This window comes from Subtercola lobariae (assembly GCF_014640255.1).
GTDB lineage: Bacteria > Actinomycetota > Actinomycetes > Actinomycetales > Microbacteriaceae > Subtercola > Subtercola lobariae.
On sequence record NZ_BMGP01000002.1, the window covers coordinates 206781 to 227724 of the forward strand.

25 protein-coding genes and 1 tRNA gene are annotated in these 20944 nt (G+C 65.0%); 15 read left to right on the forward strand and 11 right to left on the reverse strand.

Annotation, left to right across the window (positions count from 1 at the left end; translation table 11 throughout):
- Positions 1-28 precede the first annotated feature (28 nt).
- The 5 genes from IEX24_RS05185 to IEX24_RS05205 all read left to right on the forward strand — a co-directional run bounded on the left by IEX24_RS05185 (position 29) and on the right by IEX24_RS05205 (position 6511).
- Entirely contained in the window at positions 29-289 is a 261-nt protein-coding gene (locus IEX24_RS05185) for a hypothetical protein (protein ID WP_188674878.1), read from the forward strand.
- Complete coding sequence (locus IEX24_RS05190; RefSeq protein ID WP_188674881.1) at positions 286-2094, forward strand: helicase-associated domain-containing protein; 1809 nt, start codon at positions 286-288, stop codon at positions 2092-2094. Before IEX24_RS05185 ends, IEX24_RS05190 begins: the two co-directional genes overlap by 4 nt.
- Positions 2095-2280: 186 nt before the next feature.
- Positions 2281-3921, forward strand: a complete 1641-nt coding sequence (locus IEX24_RS05195; RefSeq protein ID WP_188674884.1) for a DNA repair helicase XPB — start codon at positions 2281-2283, stop codon at positions 3919-3921.
- A gap of 62 nt (positions 3922-3983) precedes the next feature.
- Complete coding sequence (locus IEX24_RS05200) at positions 3984-4673, forward strand: response regulator transcription factor (RefSeq protein ID WP_116419165.1); 690 nt, start codon at positions 3984-3986, stop codon at positions 4671-4673.
- A 29-nt stretch (positions 4674-4702) separates the two neighbouring features.
- The gene (locus IEX24_RS05205) at positions 4703-6511 is read left to right on the forward strand and encodes a sensor histidine kinase (RefSeq protein ID WP_188674887.1); all 1809 of its coding nucleotides are present in this window, start codon (positions 4703-4705) and stop codon (positions 6509-6511) included.
- Between the two features lie 331 nt (positions 6512-6842).
- Here IEX24_RS05205 and IEX24_RS05210 read toward each other — a convergent pair whose 3' ends face one another.
- The 6 genes from IEX24_RS05210 to IEX24_RS05235 all read right to left on the reverse strand — a co-directional run bounded on the left by IEX24_RS05210 (position 6843) and on the right by IEX24_RS05235 (position 11416).
- Positions 6843-7304 carry a hypothetical protein gene (locus IEX24_RS05210; protein ID WP_188674891.1) on the reverse strand — a complete coding sequence of 154 codons (462 nt, stop codon included), beginning with the start codon at positions 7302-7304 and terminating at the stop codon, positions 6843-6845.
- Between the two features lie 514 nt (positions 7305-7818).
- On the reverse strand, positions 7819-9438 hold the full coding sequence (gene groL, locus IEX24_RS05215) for a chaperonin GroEL (protein ID WP_188674894.1): 1620 nt from the start codon (positions 9436-9438) through the stop codon (positions 7819-7821).
- Positions 9439-9579: 141 nt separating this feature from the next.
- Positions 9580-9783: a cold-shock protein gene (locus tag IEX24_RS05220; protein WP_104242705.1), complete on the reverse strand. Its 204-nt coding sequence runs from the start codon at positions 9781-9783 to the stop codon at positions 9580-9582.
- Between the two features lie 143 nt (positions 9784-9926).
- Positions 9927-10478, reverse strand: a complete 552-nt coding sequence (locus tag IEX24_RS05225) for a LytR C-terminal domain-containing protein (protein ID WP_188674897.1) — start codon at positions 10476-10478, stop codon at positions 9927-9929.
- 29 nt (positions 10479-10507) lie between these two features.
- Entirely contained in the window at positions 10508-10819 is a 312-nt protein-coding gene (locus IEX24_RS05230) for a DUF3263 domain-containing protein (RefSeq protein ID WP_188674900.1), read from the reverse strand.
- Positions 10820-10936: 117 nt separating this feature from the next.
- Entirely contained in the window at positions 10937-11416 is a 480-nt protein-coding gene (locus tag IEX24_RS05235; RefSeq protein ID WP_229715108.1) for a GNAT family N-acetyltransferase, read from the reverse strand.
- A gap of 81 nt (positions 11417-11497) precedes the next feature.
- Here IEX24_RS05235 and msrB point away from each other — a divergent pair, with 81 nt between their 5' ends.
- The 3 genes from msrB to IEX24_RS05250 are packed head-to-tail and all read left to right on the forward strand — an operon-like array spanning position 11498 to position 13092.
- Positions 11498-11899, forward strand: a complete 402-nt coding sequence (gene msrB, locus IEX24_RS05240; protein ID WP_188674903.1) for a peptide-methionine (R)-S-oxide reductase MsrB — start codon at positions 11498-11500, stop codon at positions 11897-11899.
- A 9-nt stretch (positions 11900-11908) separates the two neighbouring features.
- The gene (locus IEX24_RS05245; protein WP_229715109.1) at positions 11909-12541 is read left to right on the forward strand and encodes a nitroreductase family protein; all 633 of its coding nucleotides are present in this window, start codon (positions 11909-11911) and stop codon (positions 12539-12541) included.
- The gene (locus tag IEX24_RS05250; RefSeq protein WP_203585887.1) at positions 12538-13092 is read left to right on the forward strand and encodes a GNAT family N-acetyltransferase; all 555 of its coding nucleotides are present in this window, start codon (positions 12538-12540) and stop codon (positions 13090-13092) included. Before IEX24_RS05245 ends, IEX24_RS05250 begins: the two co-directional genes overlap by 4 nt.
- 137 nt (positions 13093-13229) lie before the next feature.
- Here the strand turns inward: IEX24_RS05250 and IEX24_RS05255 are convergent, their stop codons facing one another.
- Together IEX24_RS05255 and IEX24_RS05260 are read right to left on the reverse strand one after the other, a co-directional pair.
- Positions 13230-13556: a hypothetical protein gene (locus tag IEX24_RS05255; protein ID WP_188674906.1), complete on the reverse strand. Its 327-nt coding sequence runs from the start codon at positions 13554-13556 to the stop codon at positions 13230-13232.
- Between the two features lie 45 nt (positions 13557-13601).
- Positions 13602-14036 carry a GNAT family N-acetyltransferase gene (locus IEX24_RS05260; protein WP_188674909.1) on the reverse strand — a complete coding sequence of 145 codons (435 nt, stop codon included), beginning with the start codon at positions 14034-14036 and terminating at the stop codon, positions 13602-13604.
- Positions 14037-14094: 58 nt separating this feature from the next.
- Here IEX24_RS05260 and IEX24_RS05265 point away from each other — a divergent pair, with 58 nt between their 5' ends.
- Positions 14095-14709, forward strand: a complete 615-nt coding sequence (locus tag IEX24_RS05265; protein ID WP_188674912.1) for a GNAT family N-acetyltransferase — start codon at positions 14095-14097, stop codon at positions 14707-14709.
- Between the two features lie 102 nt (positions 14710-14811).
- Here the strand turns inward: IEX24_RS05265 and IEX24_RS05270 are convergent, their stop codons facing one another.
- Both IEX24_RS05270 and IEX24_RS05275 read right to left on the reverse strand, forming a co-directional pair.
- Positions 14812-15303 (reverse strand): GNAT family N-acetyltransferase, encoded by a 492-nt coding sequence (locus IEX24_RS05270; protein WP_239082789.1) that lies wholly within the window; start codon positions 15301-15303, stop codon positions 14812-14814.
- A 134-nt stretch (positions 15304-15437) separates the two neighbouring features.
- Positions 15438-16163 (reverse strand): alpha/beta fold hydrolase, encoded by a 726-nt coding sequence (locus IEX24_RS05275; protein ID WP_188674917.1) that lies wholly within the window; start codon positions 16161-16163, stop codon positions 15438-15440.
- Positions 16164-16269: 106 nt separating this feature from the next.
- On the opposite strand from IEX24_RS05275, the gene IEX24_RS05280 reads away from it, so the two are divergent.
- From IEX24_RS05280 to IEX24_RS05300, 5 genes are all read left to right on the forward strand, one after another.
- On the forward strand, positions 16270-17202 hold the full coding sequence (locus IEX24_RS05280) for a Ppx/GppA family phosphatase (protein ID WP_188674920.1): 933 nt from the start codon (positions 16270-16272) through the stop codon (positions 17200-17202).
- Positions 17203-17367: 165 nt separating this feature from the next.
- Positions 17368-17595 (forward strand): hypothetical protein, encoded by a 228-nt coding sequence (locus IEX24_RS20005; protein ID WP_229715110.1) that lies wholly within the window; start codon positions 17368-17370, stop codon positions 17593-17595.
- Positions 17596-17669: 74 nt separating this feature from the next.
- A tRNA-Thr gene (locus IEX24_RS05290) sits at positions 17670-17745 on the forward strand.
- A 349-nt stretch (positions 17746-18094) separates the two neighbouring features.
- Complete coding sequence (locus IEX24_RS05295) at positions 18095-18775, forward strand: DinB family protein (RefSeq protein ID WP_229715111.1); 681 nt, start codon at positions 18095-18097, stop codon at positions 18773-18775.
- A gap of 63 nt (positions 18776-18838) precedes the next feature.
- Positions 18839-19054 carry a hypothetical protein gene (locus IEX24_RS05300; protein WP_203585886.1) on the forward strand — a complete coding sequence of 72 codons (216 nt, stop codon included), beginning with the start codon at positions 18839-18841 and terminating at the stop codon, positions 19052-19054.
- Here the strand turns inward: IEX24_RS05300 and IEX24_RS05305 are convergent.
- Positions 19051-19584 carry an alpha/beta fold hydrolase gene (locus IEX24_RS05305; RefSeq protein WP_188674924.1) on the reverse strand — a complete coding sequence of 178 codons (534 nt, stop codon included), beginning with the start codon at positions 19582-19584 and terminating at the stop codon, positions 19051-19053. The two genes, IEX24_RS05300 and IEX24_RS05305, sit on opposite strands and share 4 nt — an antisense overlap.
- 167 nt (positions 19585-19751) lie before the next feature.
- Between IEX24_RS05305 and IEX24_RS05310 the strand changes: the two genes are divergently transcribed.
- The gene (locus IEX24_RS05310; RefSeq protein WP_188674938.1) at positions 19752-20927 is read left to right on the forward strand and encodes an alpha-hydroxy-acid oxidizing protein; all 1176 of its coding nucleotides are present in this window, start codon (positions 19752-19754) and stop codon (positions 20925-20927) included.
- Positions 20928-20944: the final 17 nt, after the last annotated feature.

Here is a 20944-nt window from a genome sequence, read left to right on the forward strand (position 1 = left end):
TCCCCGCCGTGCCCGTATTGTTAGAGGGGTGACCAACACTAATAAACCGGTGATTCATCGGGCCGAGCGTTCGCTCACCTTCATGATCGCGGCTGTTATCGGCCTGTCTGTCTTGTGCATGATCGTCGGGTTCGTCTCGCAGATTGCGAAGATCACTCTGCCGACCGCCGTCTACGACTTCGTCATCGTGCTTCCGCTCATCGGTCTGCCCATCGGCATACTGCTTATTGCGGCCCTCGTCATCACCTATGCAACCAGACGCTCCCGCGAGGCGCGTAGCGTCAGATGAGCGACACGCTCGCTCTGGCCAGTCGGCTGCAGGCCGAGAGCGACGACGCCCTCATCGAACTTCTGACCTCCCGCCACCTGGCCAAACGAGACCTGCGCGACTTCTTCGACCTGGCAGATGCACTGCTTTCGCCAGAATCGGTTTCTGAAGCTCTCTCGCACCTCAATCGGCCGACCTTGGCCGCTCTCGTCAGCGGCCAGCAGAGCATCGCCGGCGCATCCGCTTACCTGCTCGCGGCCTACGCCTCGATGTTGCTGTTCGAAGCCGACGGCGTTCTGAAGCCGTACGACAGCGTGCTCGCGGTGGTTCACTCGTGGCCCGCGCACGGTCTGCCGAGCGTCGACGACTTGGTGCTCGTGCCCGCTCCCGAGGTACCCACGCACAGCAGCAGCGATCTGCAGGCCCAGGTCGACCTGCGTGCGGGTGAACGCGCCTTCGAAACGACGGTGGCCGTCACCGAACTCATCATCGCCGTGCTGCAAGCGCCCGCTCGCGAGCTGGCCAAAGGCGGCCTCGCGGTGCCCGACTCGAAGCGGCTCGCAGTGGCTACCGGCCTCGACGCTTCGCAGATGAACGCCATCATTCGAGTGGCCCAGGCCGCGGGTCTGACGTTTCGAGACGGCGCCACCTGGTTCGCCGCCGAGTCTGCCCGCGACTTCGTGTTACTGCCGCTCGGCGAGCGCTGGGGTGTGCTCGCTGCTGCGTGGCTCGGCGCTCTGCCTGAGCAGATCGTCAGTGTGCTGCAGACCCGGGTCGATGCCGTCTGGGGCGAAAATCTCACCGATTACCTCGCCTGGCTCTACCCGGCCGGCGGCCCCGAGCTGACGGCGCAGATCACCGAACTCACCCTCGACGCCGAGCGACTCGGCGTAGCAAACTCTGGCCGCGCGAGCTCGGCCGGAACGGAGCTGCTCTGCGACAGTCGCGACGCCGCTGTCGCGCTAGTCTCAGCTCAGCTTCCGCCCGAAGTCAGCACCGTCTACGTTCAGCACGACCTCACCGTGGTCGCTGCGGGGCCGCTGCGCCCCGACCTCGACGCCACGCTTCGAGCCATTGCGCAGATCGAGAGCCACTCCATTGCGTCGTCGTATCGCATCTCTGCGGGTTCGATAGCCAAGGCGCTTGCGGCGGGGTACACGGCCACGAGCATCCGCTCATTTCTCGAAAGCATTTCAAGCACCGGAATACCGCAACCTCTCGAATACCTCATTGCCGAGTCGAGCGCGCGGTACGGGCTGTTGCGCGCTGGCAGCGTCGAAGCAGAAGCCGGTGAGCTGGCAAGCAGTTACGTGCGCTCAGACGACCGCGAGTTGCTGCACACCATTGCGGTCGACCAGAATCTCGGCTCGCTCGGGCTCGTTTTCGTGAACGGCAATCGGCTGGTCAGCCGGTTCGGCCTCGACACGGTGTACTGGATGCTCGTCGACGCCCGGTACCCCGTCATCGCTGAAAGTGGCAGCGGCACCCCGAAAACCCTCACCCGCGCGCAGCCGAGCCCACCGCATGTCGTTTCGACGACCCGGCCGGTGGATGAGCTCGTGAACCGGCTGCGCGGCAGCGGAGTTCAGGGCGGCGCCGATACCGCCGAGGCGTGGCTGGTGCGGCAGCTCGACCTCGCGGTGAAGAACAAGTCGGCCGTCTTGGTGACGGTGAAGCTGCCGAACGGCACCGAAGTCGCGTTTCCGATGGTGCCGACGAGCATTGCCAGCGGGCGCATGCGTGGCACTGACCAGAAGGCGGGGGTCGAGCGCACGCTGCCGCTGGCCAGCATCACTCAGGTCGCCGCGGTGAACCCTGTTTCATAAGTCGCTGCTGTGTCGTGAGTCGCTGCCGTGTCGTGAGTCGCTGCTGTGTCGTGGCCGGCATGACGTGCGTCTGCGGAGCCACCCCGACGCGGCCCGCCACGGCACCGGCCCGACACGCGGCCACCCGCGCCCCACTCGTGGCCAGACCCGCCGAGCACACACGATCGCCCGGTAAACTCGATACTTATGCCCGATGGCCCCCTGATCGTTCAAAGCGACCGCACCGTTCTGCTCGAAGTGGCGCACCCTGACGCCGACAACGCCCGGCACGAACTCGCCGTGTTCGCTGAACTCGAGCGCGCACCTGAACATATCCACACCTACCGCATCACGCGGCTGGGGCTGTGGAACGCAAGGGCCGCCGGCCACACCTCAGACGAGATTCTGGGCACGCTCGAGCGCTACTCGAAGTTCGCGATTCCGCAGTCGGTCACCATCGACATCGCCGAAACCGTCGCGCGGTACGGCCGACTGGTGATCGAACGCCAGCCCGACGGTGTGCTGACCTTACGTGCAACCGACACCGCCGTTCTCGCCGAGATCGTCAAGGGCAAGCGCATCGCTCCCCTGCTGCCCTCACGAATCGACGCCGAGACCTACGTCATCGAGCCCTGGGCGCGCGGTCAGCTCAAGCAAGAGCTCGTCAAGCTCGGCTGGCCGGCAGAAGACCACGCCGGCTACACGCCCGGTACGCCGCACGAGATCTCGCTGTTCGAAGACGGCTGGGCGCTGCGCGACTACCAGCAGAAGGCCATCGACAACTTCTTCGAGCGCGGTTCGGGCGTGGTCGTGCTGCCTTGTGGCGCCGGCAAGACCCTCGTGGGCGCGGGAGCCATGGCCACAGCCAAGACGAACACGCTCATTCTCGTCACGAACACTGTCTCGGCGCGTCAGTGGCGCAGCGAACTGCTGAAGCGCACCTCGCTCACCGAAGAAGAGATCGGCGAATACTCCGGTCAGGTCAAAGAGGTGCGGCCGGTCACCATCGCCACCTACCAGATTCTGACGGCCAAGCGAAAAGGCGCCTACGCACACCTCGAGTTGCTGGATGCTCTCGACTGGGGCCTCGTGGTCTACGACGAGGTTCACCTGCTGCCCGCCCCCGTGTTCAAGCTGACCGCCGAATTGCAGGCCCGTCGCCGCCTTGGCTTGACCGCCACCCTCGTTCGCGAAGACGGTCGCGAAGGAGACGTGTTCAGCCTGATCGGCCCGAAACGATTCGACGCCCCGTGGAAAGAGATCGAGGCGCAAGGCTTCATCTCTCCCGCCGAATGCTACGAGGTGCGCATCGACCTGCCGCAGAGCGACCGCCTCGTCTACGCCGCAGCCTCTGACGACGAACGGTACCGTTTGGCTGCCACCGCGCCGGCGAAACTCGAGGTCGTGAAAGAACTCATCGCCAAGCACGCGGGCGAGCGCATCCTCGTCATCGGGCAATACCTCGACCAGTTGGATGCCCTGGCCGACGAATTGGGCGTGCCCGAGCTCACCGGCTCGACTCCCATCGCCGAACGTGAGCGCCTCTACCAGGCATTCAGAGACGGCGACGAACCCATTCTCGTGGTGAGCAAGGTCGCGAACTTCTCGGTAGACCTGCCCGAGGCCACGGTAGCGATTCAGGTATCGGGCTCGTTCGGTTCACGCCAAGAAGAAGCACAGCGGCTCGGCCGGCTGCTCAGGCCGAAAGAGTCGGGGCTGTCAGCCAATTTCTACACCCTTGTCGCCCGCGACACGGTCGACCAAGACTTCGCGCAGAATCGCCAGCGCTTTCTGGCCGAGCAGGGGTACAGCTACACCATTCTCGACGCACAGGCACTCGCCGCCTGACGTTCGCGTGGCCTTGACCGCGCTCCCAGCGTGCATTCAGCCAACCCGCAGATAATAGTGGCATGACCGGACCTCGCATTCTCATCGTCGACGACGAACCCAACATCCGCGATCTGCTCACCACCAGCCTCCGTTTCGCCGGCTTCGCCGTGCGCGCCGTGAGCAATGGCGCCCAGACCATCTCTGCCGTGCTCGAAGAAGAGCCCGACCTCATCATTCTCGACGTGATGCTGCCCGACATGAACGGCTTCGGCGTCACCAAGCGTCTTCGAGCTGCCGGTTACACCGCGCCCATCCTCTTTCTCACGGCGAAAGACGACACCGAAGACAAGATCACCGGCCTCACGGTGGGCGGCGACGACTACGTCACGAAGCCGTTCAGCCTCGACGAAATCGTGGCGCGCATCAAGGCGATTCTCCGTCGCACCATGCAGGCCGACGAAGACGCGATCATCCGCGCCGGCGAGCTCACCATGGATCAAGACACGCACGAAGTCTTCGTCGCCGACACCGCCATCGAGCTCAGCCCCACCGAGTTCAAGCTGCTGCGCTACCTCATGCTGAACCCGAACCGCGTGCTCTCGAAGGCCCAGATTCTCGACCACGTGTGGGAGTACGACTTCAACGGCGACGCCGGCATCGTGGAGTCGTACATCTCGTACCTGCGCCGCAAGCTCGACCAGTACAGCGAAGAGTCGCTCATTCAGACCAAGCGCGGCTTCGGCTACATGCTGAAGGTCAGCAAAGCGTAAGGCGGTACCGCGTACTCTGGTAACCACTCATGGCCGTCACACCCTCCACGTTCTGGAACTCGATATCGCTGCGCACCAAAATCACCGGTGTGACGGTTCTGCTTCTGACGCTGGGTTTGGTCGTCGCCGGGGTGGGCACCATGACGGTGTTGCGCTCGTACCTGCTCAACCAGATCGACTCGTCGCTCTCGACCGCCTATGACGACTACTCGTCGTTCATGGGGCCGACCGCTACCCGAACCACCTTCAGCCTGAGTGACGTCACGTCGGCACCGCAAGAGTATTACGTGGGCCTGCTCAGTTCAGACGGTACTCTCGCCGCCAGCAACTGGGGCACTCAGCCCGTCGCCGAGCAGCCGAATCTCTCTGGATTGCCGCTCGCGCCTTCTGCGAGCGTCATGTCGAAAAAGCCCGTCTACTCCATCGGTTCGACCGGCAATAAGGCCGAATGGCACGCGATTGTGCAGTCGATCAACTTCGCCGACAACACACAGGGCACGCTGGTCATCGCATCGTCGCTCGACAACACCGATCGCATCACCACCACGTATCTTTCGATCTTTCTCGCCTTCAGCATCGGCGTGGTGATCTTGGGCGCGATGCTCACCCGCTTGCTCGTGACGAGCACATTCGCTCCCCTCCGAGCCGTCGAGAAGACCGCGGCTGAAATCGCGAACGGCGACTTCAGCCAGCGCATGGCAGACGGCACCCCGAACACCGAAGTCGGGCGGCTGAATCGTTCACTGAACACAATGCTGAGCCGCATCGACAGCGCGTTCAACGACCGCGCGAAGACCATCGACCAGATGCGTCGGTTCGTGGGCGACGCCAGCCACGAGCTGCGCACTCCGCTGGTCTCGGTGCGCGGGTACGCTGAGCTCTATCGCATGGGTGCGTTGCAGACGCCCGAAGAAGTGGCGAAAGCCATGGATCGCATCGAAAAAGAAGCCATTCGCATGGGCGCACTGGTCGAAGACCTACTGGAGCTCGCGCGCCTCGACGAAACGAAGCCACTCAACCTGACCCGCATCGACTTGGTGCCCATTGCGGTCGACGCGGCTCTGGATGCCCGGGCATCCGCCCCCGAACGAGTCGTTTCGATCATCTTGCCTCGCTCGTCTCAGCCCGTGAGCTTCGCCCCCGCTGTAGATGCAACTCTCGGCGCACCCGCGGCCCAACTCCTCCTGACCACGGGGTCTGAGGCCCAAGCCGGCGCCCCCGCGCTCGGAGGCGCTGGTCTCGGCGCCGACGACAAGACTGCCGTGACGAACCTGACCGGCCCCATCGGGTTCGCGGGGGCCACGCTCGCGCGGCTGCGGCGGCGGCCCCGCGCGGCGGGTGCCGACAGCACGGCTCCGGTCGGCGTATTCACTGCCATCGACGATGAACGTACCGACGGCGATCACAGCGCTGCCGACGCCGCCTCGACCGACCTGGCTGTGACGAATTTCGATTCAGACGACCGCAACGGAACCGCGCCCATCGTCATGGCAGACGAAAACAAAATTCGGCAGGTGGTGGCGAACCTCATCGGTAACGCGCTGCGGTTCACCCCGAACGACAGCCCCATCGAGGTCTCCGTTCAGGTCGACGAGACGCGGCACGTTGCGGTGCTCGACATCATCGACCACGGCGAAGGAATTCCGCCGCAGATTCGCGAGAAGATCTTTCAGCGTTTCTGGCGCGCAGACTCATCACGCACCCGCGAAACCGGCGGTAGCGGTCTCGGCCTGGCCATCGTCTCGTCGATCGTGGCGGCCCACAACGGAACGGTCGAGGCCGTCGAGACAGCCGGCGGCGGCGCCACCTTCCGAGTAACCCTCCCGCTCGCTGGCTGATACATTTGTGCGCCGCCGCCTCTGGGCCCACGCCAGCCAGAGGCTCCGCGCGCCGCTCGCGGCGTGTGGAGAGGCCGGTGGGGACGGCGCACAGTGCGACTGGCAGTACGTGGCACCGAATTGGCCGCTACCAACGCGGGAAGTGACGCACACGCCGCCGCTTCCCGCTGACACCGTTGTGCGCCGCCGCCTCTAGGCCCACGCCAGCCAGAGGCTCCGCGCGCCGCTCGCGGCGTGTGGAAAAGCCGGTGGGGACGGCGCACGAGCCGCCCCGTGAGCCCGTTGCGCCGTTGTGAGGCCGGTATAACAGCCTCACAACGGCTTATTGGGCTCACGAAGTGACGAATGACGCCCGAGTTGCCGCAACCACCATCGAGGCGCCCGCCTGACGGGCCGCCTCGCGGCGCCAAGCGAGGGCACGCTCGATAGCCGCGTCACCGCGACGGCCGGCGTCGACCGTCACGACGAACTCGGGTACGAACAGCGCCCCGGCCTCGGCGAATGCGCGATGCGCCGAGCGGATGATCGCTGCACCCCACAGCTCAGGGTGGGGTAACGACGACGCAACGATGAGGCACCGCAGTTCGATCGGATAGACCGAACCAGCAGGGCCCCACCACACGGCGCGCGCCACCGGTTTGTCGTCGACAAGGGCGAGCCAGATCCATTCGCGGCGAATGCTTCCGGCGGCGAGGCCCAGGCCGAGCTGTTGAGAGTCGACCCACGCAATGGGGTCTCTGGTTGAGAAGCGCAACAACGACTGGTCGTCGGTGCGTTGTGAAACACGGAACACGAGAGGTTTCCTCCGAAGATTGAAACGGAGGCGCCTCCCGGCGATGCAGCTGTCGCTGCGGTTATGCCGTGAGGGGAAGCGCCGAAATGATGGGGGTGTGCCCGATGGGCGTGAGGTGCGCGCGACGTCGTCGCCCTGACCCGCCTGCGGCCTCAAAGCCTGCATGTGCGGTGTCTGCCGTAAAAATCATCATTCCGTTTCACCTCCCCATTTCTTTCGAAAGTCTTCTGCGGCCAACCTGCCGCGGTTGCCCACACTACCGGCCCCCTCCCGCGCCGCGCAAGACCTCTGCGACAGCGAGCTCGGTGAATCACGGCGGCGTGTACGTCGCGATTCACGGCCTCCGGCGTCATCCGAAGGTATCAATTCGACTGCCATGGTGCGCCGTCCCTACCAGCCTCTCCACACGCCGCAAGCGGCGCGCGGAGCCTCTGGCAGGCGTGGGCCCAGAAGCGGCGGCGCACAGAAAAAGCGGGCCGGCCCCGAAGGGCCGACCCGCTTTTTCGCAGCTAACTCAGAAGTCCATGCCACCCGTGGGGTCACCGGCGGGAACCGGGTTTCGCTCGGGCTTGTCGGCCACGACGACCTCGGTCGTCAGGAACAGACCGGCGATCGATGCGGCGTTCTGCAGAGCGGAGCGCGTCACCTTCACCGGGTCGTTGATTCCGGCGGCCAGCATGTCGACGTACTCGCCCGAGGCGGCGTTGAGGCCCCACCCGACAGGCAGGTTGCGCACCTTCTCGGCGACAACACCGGGCTCGAGGCCCGCGTTGACAGCGATCTGCTTGAGCGGAGCGTCGATGGCCACCTTGACGATGTTCGCACCGGTCGCCTCGTCACCCGTGAGCGAGAGCTTCTCGAACGCGGTCTTGCCAGCCTGAATGAGTGCGACGCCACCACCGGCGACGATGCCCTCTTCGACGGCTGCCTTCGCGTTGCGCACTGCGTCTTCGATGCGGTGCTTGCGCTCTTTCAGCTCGACCTCGGTTGCGGCGCCGGCCTTGATGACGGCAACGCCACCGGCCAGCTTCGCGAGACGCTCTTGCAGCTTCTCGCGGTCGTAGTCGCTGTCGGTGTTCTCGATCTCGTTGCGAATCTGCTGCACGCGACCGGCGATGAGGTCGGCTTCGCCGGCACCCTCGACGATGGTGGTCTCATCCTTGGTGATGACGACCTTGCGTGCGCGACCCAGCAGGTCGAGAGTGACGTTCTCGAGCTTGAGGCCGACCTCTTCAGAGATGACCTGGCCGCCGGTGAGAATGGCGATGTCTTGCAGCTGCGCCTTGCGACGGTCGCCGAAGCCGGGAGCCTTGACAGCGACCGACTTGAAGATGCCGCGGATCTTGTTGACGACGAGCGTGGCGAGTGCTTCACCATCGACGTCTTCAGCGATGATCAGCAGCTGCTTGTTGGCCTGAATGACCTTGTCGACGATGGGCAGCAGGTCTTTGATCTGCGACACCTTCGAGTTGACGATCAAGATGTAGGGGTCTTCAAAGACGGCCTCTTGACGGTCGGGGTCGGTGACGAAGTACTGCGACAGGTAACCCTTGTCGAAGCGCATGCCCTCGGTCAGCTCGAGCTCGGTGCCGAATGTGTTCGACTCCTCAACGGTGACGACACCTTCTTTACCGACCTTGTCGATGGCCTCGGCGATCAGCGCGCCGATTTCGGTGTCACCAGCAGAGATCGATGCGGTTGCCGCAATCTCTTCTTTGGTCTCGATCTCTTTGGCGTTGGCCACGAGCTCGGCGATGACGGCTGCAACAGCCTTCTCGATGCCCTTCTTCAGGCTGATCGGGTCGGCGCCGGCCGCGACGTTGCGCAGACCTTCGCGTACCAGAGCCTGAGCGAGAACGGTCGCGGTGGTCGTACCGTCGCCAGCGACGTCATCGGTCTTCTTGGCGACCTCTTTGACCAGCTCGGCGCCGATCTTCTCGTAGGGGTCGTCGAGCTCGATCTCTTTGGCGATGGAGACGCCGTCGTTCGTGATGGTGGGCGCGCCCCACTTCTTCTCAAGAACAACGTTGCGGCCACGCGGGCCGAGCGTCACTCTGACCGCGTCGGCCAAAATGTTGAGACCACGCTCGAGGCCGCGTCTGGCCTCTTCGTCGAAAGCAATAATCTTTGCCATGTGTGTTTCTCGTCCCTCCCGGGCGTCATGAAAGATTCATAAAGGTATTAGCACTCAAGACTGCAGAGTGCTAACACCAATACTGGCACTCACATGGTGAGAGTGCAAGTGACGCCCGGGCGGCGAGAAGGATGCTCGGGGTTATGCCAGGCGAACAGACTCCGCCTGCGGGCCCTTCGAGCCGGTGCCTACCTCGAAGATCACCTGCTGGCCCTCTTCGAGAACTTTGTAGCCCCCCATGTCGATGGCGGAGTAGTGAACGAAAACGTCCTGTCCGCCACCTTCTACCGTGATAAAGCCGTAGCCTTTTTCAGCGTTGAACCACTTGACGGTTCCGTTCGCCATTGTTACTCCCAATTGCTGTGTTACGTGCTCGCCGCTTCGAGTGAAGCGACCCGTTTTCCTAGTAAAACGGTGCAGCTGGGCAAATCAGGCGTGTGTGACGACAATTCAACAAGAATTAAACAAGTCGGAAATACAAGGGCCCGTCAACCGTTGCCCGGGTCTTTGTAGTCGGCTCCGAGTACCGCCGTGAGATCGGTGCCGAGAAACTGATTCGACTGCGCCACGGCGATTCCGCCCAGGGTGGCCGCCAGCCCTTTGGCAGCGCCTTCGTTGTTCGCATCGGCGTAGTACACGGTCGAGACAGCGATGTCAGTGGCACTCGCGTTCGCCTCGGCTCCCACCGACCATCCATCGGTCGTCGCCTGGTCGCCGGCGCGGGTCGCAAGGCCCTCGGTCGTGGTTCCGTTCAGAATCGTCACGGTGGCGGCCGGGTTCACCGTGGGCACGACGGTGGGCGTGGGGGTCGGGGTGTCGGCCGCAGACGTCGAGCCCCCCGTGAAGGTGCTGGTGAAGGTGCTGCTGTTGTTGATCGCGAAGAGCCCGACCGCGCCTAGGCCGACCAGTACGCCGGTGGCCAGGGCGGCCCAGGCGAAGATTATCCAGCCTCTGCCGCGACGTTTGGGGCCTCGATGAGCGCCGCGACGTGCGACGTCTGACGGCACGCGGTCGAAAGAGTCTCGTGGTTCAGTTGCCATAGCTAGGGAGGGCGCCGATCTGGTGTTCGTTACTCGCCACGCGGCAAGAGACGAGCGGTACGGGCCGCCAGCCGGGTGTCTCTCAGCCGCCTGAGTCGTTTGATGAGCATGGGGTCTGTCGTGAGCGCAGCAGGTTCGTCGATGAGCCTGTTCAGAATCTGGTGGTAGCGGGCTGCCGAGAGACCGAATTCTTCGCGAATGGCCTGTTCTTTCAATCCCGCGTGCTGCCACCAGGCCCGCTCGAAGGCGAGAATTCGGGCATCGCGCTCAGGGAGCTGCGAGGGCGTCGCCCGTTCTCGGGAGACGGCACGGTCTTGGCTCTGTGCATCGGCCACGATCATCCCTTCTGCCTGCTGCTGGGCATCAGTCTAGGGCTGGCCTGCTTGGCGTCAGGTGAATGCCACGGTGCGCGCCACGAAGTTGTGCGGCCACTATGAACCGCGCTGTGCCGAATCTGGCTACAGGCCCGTCGTTGCCGACACCGCGCCCGGCCGGTACATAGAGGTGTGCAGGATGCCCGCCTCGTCGTAGTCGTCACCGAACGGCTCGAAGCCGAACCGGGCGTAGAGCGGGGCGACGTAGCTCTGCGCGTGCAACAGCATCGGCAGCTGCCCGTACTGCTCGAGCACGCGGGCGATCAGCTGCTGCGCAAGACCGCGGCCACGGTGATCGGCGGCCACGACTACTCGACCGATGAGGTGCCTCGCGTCTTCGTGCTCGGGGGTGTCGTCTTCGATGACACGAAGGTAGGCGATGACGCGGGAGCCGTCGGCCAGCCAGAAGTGAACGGTCGTGGGTTCTTGGTCACGGTCATCCAACTCGCTTTCATCGACCTTCTGTTCGACGTAGAACACGTCTGTTCGAAGTCGAAGGAAGGCGTAGAGCTCGTCGGTGGTGAGTTCGCTCCAGGGTTTCGCGATGATGGAATTGTCAGACACGCTGGTCAGTTTACTGTGATGATAGAAGGCGCTAAAGCGTCGGCCACTTGGCGTTGGGTGCGCACGAATAGAGGGAATCAGATGAGCTACGACGTATCGAAATCAGACGACGAATGGCGTCACGAGCTTGCGCCCGAAGAGTTCGCCGTTCTGCGTGAAGCAGCCACCGAACGCCCGTGGACGGGCGAGTTGCTCGATGAGAAGCGCGAGGGCATCTACCGCTGCAAAGCGTGCGGGCAGGAGCTGTTTCGCAGCGACACGAAGTTCGACTCGCACTGCGGCTGGCCGAGCTTCTACGCGCCGAAAGAGTCAGATTCGGTCGAGCTCATCGAAGACCGTTCGCTCGGCATGCTGCGCACCGAGGTGCGCTGCTCGAACTGCGGTTCGCACCTGGGGCACCTTTTCAATGACGCTCCGCAGACGCCCACCGGCGACCGGTTCTGCATGAACTCGGTGTCGCTGTCGTTCGACGAGTCGGCGTAGTTCGCGCTGGTGTCGGCCTACGACGCTCTGCTTCACCGGCGGTCGCACTCGAAGGTGGGGCTTCGGGCCCCCTCGCACACGGAGTTGCTGCGGCTGATTGACGCCGCCGCGACGGTGGCCGATCACAGTTCGCTTCGACCGTGGCGGCTCATCGCGTTGCGCGGCGAGCAGCGCGATGCGCTTGGGCAGGCGTTCGCGAACGCGGCGGCGGCGGGCGGCGGCTCGGCCGGCGCGGGTGGTGGTGGCGGTGCGTGGGCGGCAGCGGAGTCTCGGGGCGACGCCGCTGGTGGTGCGATGGATGTCGACGGCCCCGCGCGCGACAAGTTCGTCGCTAAGGCGCGCCGAGCTCCGCTACTGATCGCGATTGTCGCCTCGCCCAAGCCGAGCGAGAAGGTAGCGGAGTGGGAGCAAGCGGCGGTTGCGGCCGGGGTGGCACACAACTTGACGCTGCTGCTCGACGAAGCGGGGTGGGGCGTCATCTGGCGCACCGGCAACCTCACGCGCACTGAGCCTGTTCGACGGCTGCACCGGCTCGCACCGAACGAGCAGTTGCTCGGCTGGCTGTACGTGGGCGATGCGCCGCCCGGGCGTGAGATGCGGCGCAAGCGGCCGAACCCGGCCGATTTTCTGACCGAACTGTGAGCGAGGCCGTGCTCGTTCGGCGAGCCACCATCGACGACCTCGATGAGGCCGCACGTTTGTTCGCCCTCTACCGGGAGTTCTACGGGTACCCGCTCGACGACACAGCTGCTCGAGAGTACCTGCGCGCCCGCATCGAGGGCGCCGATTCGGTCATCTTGCTCGGCTATCGCCCATCCGACGGCGATGCGGTGGCGGGCGCCCAGGCGGTGGCAGGCGGCTTTGCGCTGGCTGACGGCGACGTAGCGGGGCGCGGGCAGGCGGCGAGCGGCCAGGCGGTGGGGTTCTGCCAGCTCTACCCCTCGTACTGCTCGCTCGATCTGGCGCCTATCTTCGTGCTCTACGACCTGTTCGTCGACAGCTCCGCGCGACGTTCCGGGGTTGCGCGGTCGTTACTCGCTGCGGCCGCGGCCCACGGGGTCGAGGTGGGCGCATCCCGACTCGAACTCTCGACTGCCAACGACAACTCGGCCGCGCAGCAGTTGTACGAGTCGCTCGGGTGGATGCCCGACGAAACCTATCGGCACTACGAATTGCCCGTGCCGCGAACCTGACGGCGGGGCTAACTCGGCCGGGGCCTAGCAGGAGCTGCTCGTCGGCAAGACATTTCGTCAGCGGCGCTCTGGCTCAGCGGCGCTCTGGCTCGGCGGCGCTCTGGCTCGGCGGCTCGCGCCGTGGGCGCTGCTCGTAGTCAGCGGCGTTCGTGCAGCCCGAGCGGGTTCACGGGGTCGGGAGCGAGCCGCCTCGAGTGCGCGATCAAGTCGTGCACGTGTTCGGCCATATACGACGCTGCCGCCTCGAGGGTGGTGGTCGATGTCAGCCACACCCGAAGGCCCTGCGAATCGCAGCCGTGGGTGTAAACACCGAAGAGTGTGTGCGATTTTTCGGTGTACCGATGGATCCAGCCGAGGCAACGCCCGTCGTTTGCAAGAAACCACACGTCTTCGCTCCAGGGCGTCGGCGCGTAGACGACGTACGGCTGGGTTTGGTCTGCGGTGGTACCGGTTGGGGTGCTCACCTGATTAGAATATGACCGGCCCCTGACAAAACCCTTTGAAACGCTCTACGACGCGCTGAGAAAGACGTCGATGGCGTCTTCACGTTGGAAGACAAAACCAGTGCGTTCGTACAGTCGGCGAGCCGGGCTGCCTTGCATCACGTCGATGCGAAAGGGCCGGGCATCCCGCGTCAGATTCATGACGTGAACCAGCACTTCTCCCCCAATGCCGCGGCCGTGAAATGCCGATGCGAGGTAGAAGTGCTCGATCCACTGAGCATCGGGTTCTGGGCGCACGGCGATGAGGCCGGCGTCGAGGCCGTCGACCACGATGACCCAGGTGAACTCCGGGCGATAGGCATCGAGAAACCGCGTGCGCACCCGGGTTTCGCTCCAGCGGCCGAGGCGCTCGAGATCGGGGCGCATCACGAGGGCGCGAAGCTCGGCCATCCAGTGCGCGTCACCCACCAGGGCCGGCCGGAGCGCCCATGAAACTGCCATCTACCCAGTCAACGTTTCTCAGCCGGCGAGGTCAAATCGCCGTGTAGCGTTGGGCGACATGGTGCCCGATGCCCCACAGCTCGAGACCGCACTGATCGTGTTAGTGCCATTGCGCGTCGAGCATGCGGTCGAAATGCAGAGCGTGCTCGCTGACCCAGCGCTCGGCGAATTCACCGGAGACACGCCACCGACGCTCGCTGAACTCGAAGCGCGCTATCGGCGGCAGACGCGCGGCCACTCTCCCGACGGCACCTCTCCCGACAGCTACTCCCCCGACGGCACCTCTCCTGACAGCCACTCCCCCGACGGCATCTCTCCTGACAGCATCGAGCAGTGGCTGAACTGGGTCATAGCCGAACGGCCCGGCAACGCTCTCGTCGGCTTCGTTCAGGCGACGGTTCGCGAAGTGGATGCCCGTGCCGAACTCGCCTGGGTGGTGGGTACTTCGTGGCAGGGTCGCGGGTACGCGAGCGCGGCGGCGGTGGCCGTGCTCGAATGGTTGCGGAGCGTCGGCGTGCGCGAGTTCGAAGCGCACATCCACCCCGCGAACCTAGCGTCTGAGCGCGTTGCGAGGCGACTCGGCATGCAGCCGACCGCCGAGCTGGTCGACGGCGAGCGGAGGTGGGTCAGAGTGGTTGCTGCGACCGAGCTGGTCGACGGCGAGCGGCGGTAGGTCAGGGTGGTTGCTGCGACCGACCGGGCTGTCGAGGGCGAGCGCAGTCAAGGCGAGCACGTAGCCGCCTCGCGGGTTCTCCCTGGTGGCCGTCGCAGCGCGTCAGTCGAGCGCCAGGCGCATGTGCTTCAGGTCGAGCCAGCGGCCGAATTTGAAACCGACAGCCTCGATGGTGCCCGCATCGACGAAGCCGAGATTCTCGTGCAGACGGATCGACGCCACATTGCCCGCCTCGATCGCCGCGATCATGGCATGAAAGTCGCTCTTTTTCGCGTCGGCGATCAGAGCGTTCATGAGTTCACGGCCATACCCACGCCCGGCCTGGTCGGTGCGAACGTAGACCGAATTCTCGATGGTGAAGCGATATCCCTCTTTGGCACGCCACGGGCCGTAGGTGGCATAGCCGAGCACCTCATCGCCCTCGGCGGCGACGATGGCGAGCTGCCGAGGCGTTTGATGCTCAGCGAGCCAGGTCTGGCGCTCGGCGAGGGTGGCGAGAGTGTCTGTCCAGATCGCGGTGGAGTGCTCGATGGCGTCGTTGTGGATGGCGAGAATTTGCGGTAAATCGGCTTCGACAGCGGTACGAATCTGCATGCTCACGGCCCCTCGATCTCGCGGCTGAACGGTGGATCGATTCTATGAGGTGGGCGAGCCCCGGAGGTACCTGGCCCCAGAGATGCGCTGACCCCGGGCATCCAGTGGGCCCGGGGTCAACGGGAAAGCAGGTGCTACTCGCCGACCGCTTCGACCGCCGCGAGAATCGCAGCGAGTGCGACCTCAGGGTGCGACACCATCGAAACGTGCGAGGCCGCGACCTCGGTGATGGTGGCGTTCGCGCGCTCAGCCATGCTGCGCTGCGTCGCGGGCGGAATCACACGGTCTTCGGTGCCGACAACGGCCCAGACCGGAATGGTCTTCCACGATTCCACGGACGAGGGCGAGGTATTCGCGCCGAGCGTGATGGGTCGCTGGCTCGCCACGATAAGCCAGCGGTCGGCCTCGCTTAGGTCTTGGGCGAACGAGTTGAACACGGTGTCGTGCTTCAAGAACGCCTCAGCATCGCCCTCGGGCGCGCCCGGGTAGCCGACGATGTCGAGAACCGCGGTGGGGTCTGGCACGTCGAGCGCCGAACCCGAGCCGCCGAGAATCTGGAAGACGGTCTCACCGATCGCAGGGATGAACGCGTCGACATAGACGAGGGCGCGAACGTCGCCACCTTCGGTTCCGGCGTTCGTGATGACGAACCCGCCGTACGAGTGGCCGACGAGAACAACCGGGCCCGTGGTGCGCTGAGCGATGAACGACGCCACGTAGGCGGCGTCACCTGCACCGTGCAGCAGGTTCGGCGGGGTCAACACGGTGAAACCTTGCGCCTGCAGTTCGGTCGAGACGGCGTTCCAGCTCGAGCCGTCGGCCCAGGCACCGTGCACCAATACGATCGTGGGTTTTGCCATTGTCGTTTCCCTTTTTTTGGCGTGAGTGAGTGCGATGTGGCCGTGAGAGCGCGGCCACCACTCGGGAGCTTACGCCCGGCCGGTCAGGCCGCGATAGGTTCGAGTCATGCGACTAGGCGTTCTCGACATTGGTTCGAATACCGTTCATCTGCTGTTAGTCGATGCGCACCCCGGAGCACGCCCGATTCCATTCGGTTCGCACAAGCGGGCGCTGCAGCTCGTGGCCTATCTCGATGCCGATGGCGCCATCAACGAGGCCGGCCAGCGCGAACTCATCGACTTCATCGGCGAGGCGGCGGAGTTCGCTCGCACCAACGAGGCCGAAGATCTGCTGGCGTTCGCCACCTCTGCGATTCGCGAGTCGGCCAACGGCGTCGAGGTGCTCGCCCGGGTGTATGCCGAAACCGGAATACGTCTCGAAGAACTCAGCGGGCCCGACGAGGCCGCCGCTACGTTTCTGGCGGTTCGGCGGTGGTACGGCTGGGGGTCGGGCAACATTCTCAACCTCGACATCGGCGGTGGTTCGTTCGAGCTCGCCATGGGTGCCGACGAGCATCCTGAGCTTGCTGTTTCTGTACCTCTCGGTGCTGGCCGGCTCACCTGGGACCACCTCGAAGCCGACCCGCCCACCGCGAAAAGCGTGAAGGCTGCGCGCAAATACATTCGCGCCACCCTCGCCGAGCCCATTGCGGCGTTCGCCGAGCTCGAGCCTGCAACCATCGTGGCCGCGACGTCGAAGTCGTTCCGCTCGCTGGCCCGCATCACGGGTGCCGCGCCGCGAGCCGCCGGGCCCTACGTGAAGCGTGAGCTTCGCCTGAGCGACCTCACCCTCTGGTCGAGCCGGCTCGCCGCCATGTCATCGGCTGACCGAGCCGAACTGCCCGGGGTGTCGGATGTTCGGGCCAAGCAGTTGCTCGCCGCCGCGCTCGTGGCGGAGGAGGCCATGGCAGGGCTCGGCGTCGACGTTCTGCAGATCTGCCCCTGGGCGCTGCGCGAGGGCCTCATTCTGCGGCGCTTCGACCACCTGCAGTCGGCCTGAGCGCTGCCGCCGCCGCTCAGGGGCGTCTGCTGCGACGTTTGCGGACGAGAGCGACCGCCCCGGCTATCGCTCTCGTCCGCAAAGCTCGCGCTCACGCAGCAGGCCGCGCTCGCTGGTTCGCGCCTTCAAGCTCGTCACCACGAGCATGTCGACCTCATCGTCATTGTGATTCGTCGTGCCTTACCCGCGCTCACCGAGCGCGACTGCGTCGACACCATCGCTGCGGCCACATCGCTGTCGGGAGCGCTCTTTCAGATGGCAACACCCAGCGCCGAAATAGCGGAGCTCTACCGCAGTGACCCGCGACTCTCGCCCGTGGTAATCGATGTCGAGCCCCGGGTGGCGCGGATGCTCGGTGCGATGCTCGCCGGGTTCGTCGCTTCGGCGGGGTGACGTGGGTCACGAGCATCCACTCGTCCATGAGCAGGAGCACCCGCAGCCCATGACTAGAATGAGTTGTTCGATCTGCCGGCGTGGCGCAATTGGTAGCGCACCGCTCTTGTAAAGCGGGGGTTGCGGGTTCAAGTCCCGCCGCCGGCCCCACACCCCTCTGCCAGAGACGGGCGAGAGAAGTCATGGATGAAGTGAGCTTCGCGCGCCCTCGTGGCACTACGGTGGCCAGCGGGGCGGGCCTCGAGGTCGCTGCGGTTTTGTGGTCGCTGGGTGTTGTTAGTGCTCGAACTGGCTACACCCTGACCGTGGCCCGATTCATGTCGAGGCTCGGCCCGGAATTGGTCATGCCTGCCTCGGTGTTTCTCCTCGGGGCCGTCTACGTCTCGTACCGACTCGTCGCCCTTCGTATCGGCGCCGAGAGGTCTTGCTGCAGTGCAAGATTCACCCCAACGGAGGCTGCGCGCGAACCGCCCTGACACGCGAGATTTGCCGGGGGCCGGTGGACCCGCTCGCCATACTCGCCGTCGCCGGGCGGCTGCGCCGGGCGCGTAAGCTCGACGCCATGATGAGCAATCAGCGCCTCGAACCGCTGCTCGAGCAGTACGACTGGGCGACCGAGCGGCTGCTCACTCGCCTCGCCGGGCCCACCAGCAACTCGGGCGACGGGCGCGATGTCGAAGTGCCGGTGCTGACTGACGCCGAATACCTCTGGGAGCCGGTCGACGGCTGCTGGTCGGTGCGCAGGCGCGCCGATGGCCCCGGGCCCGGTGCAACGAAGCTCATCGGCGCGGGCGAGTGGGGCCGCGACGGCTCACCCGAAAGCCCGTGGCCGCCGCCCTTCACCACCATCGCGTGGCGACTCGACCACCTCACCGAGACGCTGTTGGGCCGGGCGAGCCACTTCGGAGGCGACCGGATGTTCGACCGCACGACATACGAATCGCGACCAGATGCGGCCGGTGCTATCGAGAGGTTTCGCGAGGCCGCCGCCGACTGGCGCCAGGCGCTGCTCAGCATCGACGAGGCTGACTACGACCGAACCGGGCTCAGCAGCTACCCCTATGGCAGCGACTCGGAGGAGACGTTTTCGACAATCGTGTGGTGGGAAAACCAAGAGATTCTGCACCACGGAGCCGAAATCGCGCTACTGCGCGACCTCTACGCTCGCCGCACTCGCTAGCACTCGCTAGCATTCGCTAGCCGCGATGACCAACACGCGAAAGACCGAGGGTAGGTTGTGAACATGAATAGTCGTGGTGGTCGAATCGTGATGGTGGTCGTCGGCGTGATCGCTCTGATCGTGGGCGCCGTATTCGCCGGGCAAGGCGCAAACGTCATTCCGGGCAGCTCCATGACGGGTGAACGCATGTGGTTGTACATCGGAGTCGTTGTTGCGGTGGTCGGCATCGTTCTCATTGTGCTCGGCGTGCGCCGACCACGGCGGCCGAACGAGAGCTAGTCCCAGTCGAGGTAGTCTTCGATCGCCCAGGCCGTTTCGCCGGCACGCGTCTCGGGGAAGCGATGGCCCCCGCCGGGAATGGTGACCACACTCACGACGCCTGGAGCTGAATCTCTCAGGGCATCCCCGTTGGCCGACGGCGTGGTCTCGTCGTCGCTCGCCTGCACGACAAGCACCGGAATGCCGCCCGACAGCTCTGGAGCACCTGCTTCCACGCCGAGCAGCAACACGCCATTCACGCGTTCGTGCGTTTCGAGTGCTGCCGCGCGCGCCACGACTCCCCCGGTGCCGTGGCCGCCGATCCAGGCATCGGCGATGTCGAGGTGATCGAGAACGGCAAAGACGTCTGCGGCCGTGCCGGTCTGCAAGCGCACGACACGAAAGTCTGCCGCCGAGACCAAATGCGAGAGCGTCGCAAGACTCTCGAGCTCAGCGCCGCTGTCGATCACGAGTGCGACGGCGGGGCCGGCCCCTTCAACGGCGAAGGCGATCTCACGGCCATCCGCCTCGAAGATCTGCTTGTCGGTCATCCCGCTCCCATTCGATTTTCGGTGCGAGGCAAACGAGCACAGGCACCGAGAAAGGATATACGAGCGAGCGTGGGGCAGACTGACGCCGCGGCTGTCGTGCCAGCATGGGAGCGTGCGACGGCTCGATGAGCGAGCAACGAAACACGCCGAGATGCAAAGGAGCAGTCATGGCCTTCGGTGACTATCAGAACGAGATCTACTTCGGTGGCTTGCGCGGAAGCGTGCCACCGTATCCCGTGGCGTTCGCGGCATTAGAACTCACCGCTGAAGCAGCTCTGCCGACGTCGGTCTGGTCGTACGTCGCCGGCGGCGCGGGCGACGAGCGTACCCAGCGAGCCAACGTCGAGGCGTTCGCCCGGTGGGGCATCGTGCCGCGGATGCTCGTGGGCGCCACCGAGCGCGACCTCTCTGTCGATCTGTTCGGCATACAGTTGCCCTCCCCGATCTTTCTGGCGCCCGTGGGGGTTGTGGGTATCGCCGCTCAAGACGGTCACGGCGACCTGGCTGCGGCTCGAGCATCCGCTGCCACCGGCGTGACGATGATCGCCTCAACACTGTCAGAAGACCCGCTGGAGGCGGTGGGCGATGCACTCGGCGAAACGCCAGGGCTCTTTCAGTTGTACACACCGAAAGACCGAGACCTCGCCGCCAGCCTGGTTTCTCGCGCCGAGGCGGCAGGGTACAAGGCGATCGTGGTCACCCTTGACACGTGGATGACCGGGTGGCGGCCGCGCGACCTGACCACCGCAAACTTTCCGCAGCTGAGAGGCGCGGCGCTGGCGAACTACGTGACAGACCCGGTATTCCGAGCCGCTCTGCCCGAGTCATCGCGAAATGACCCGAGGGCGATCGTTGAGCAGTGGGCTAGCGTCTTCGGCAACCCACTGACTTGGGCGGATTTGCCGTGGCTGCGGTCGCTGACGACACTTCCGATCATCCTCAAAGGCATTTGCGCAGCCGACGACGCGCGACGTGCCATCGATGTCGGCATCGACGGCATCTACGTCTCGAATCACGGCGGCCGGCAGGCCAACGGGGGTCTGCCCGCTCTCGACATGCTGCCAGACGTGGTCGCGGCCGTGGCGGGGTGCGTGCCCGTATTGTTCGACTCCGGCGTGCGTTCCGGAAGCGATGTTGTCATCGCTTTGGCCATGGGGGCAACCGCGGTCGGCATCGGCCGCCCGTACGTTTACGGGGTCGCTGTCGGTGGAACCGCGGGGGTCATCCACGTTCTCCGCTCGATTCTCGCCGAGGCAGACCTGCTCATGGGCGTCAACGGCCTTCCCACTATCGCGTCGCTCCGAACGGCCGACCTGCGCCGTGTGGGAGCCTTGAGCGACTGATCCGACCTGAGCCTCGA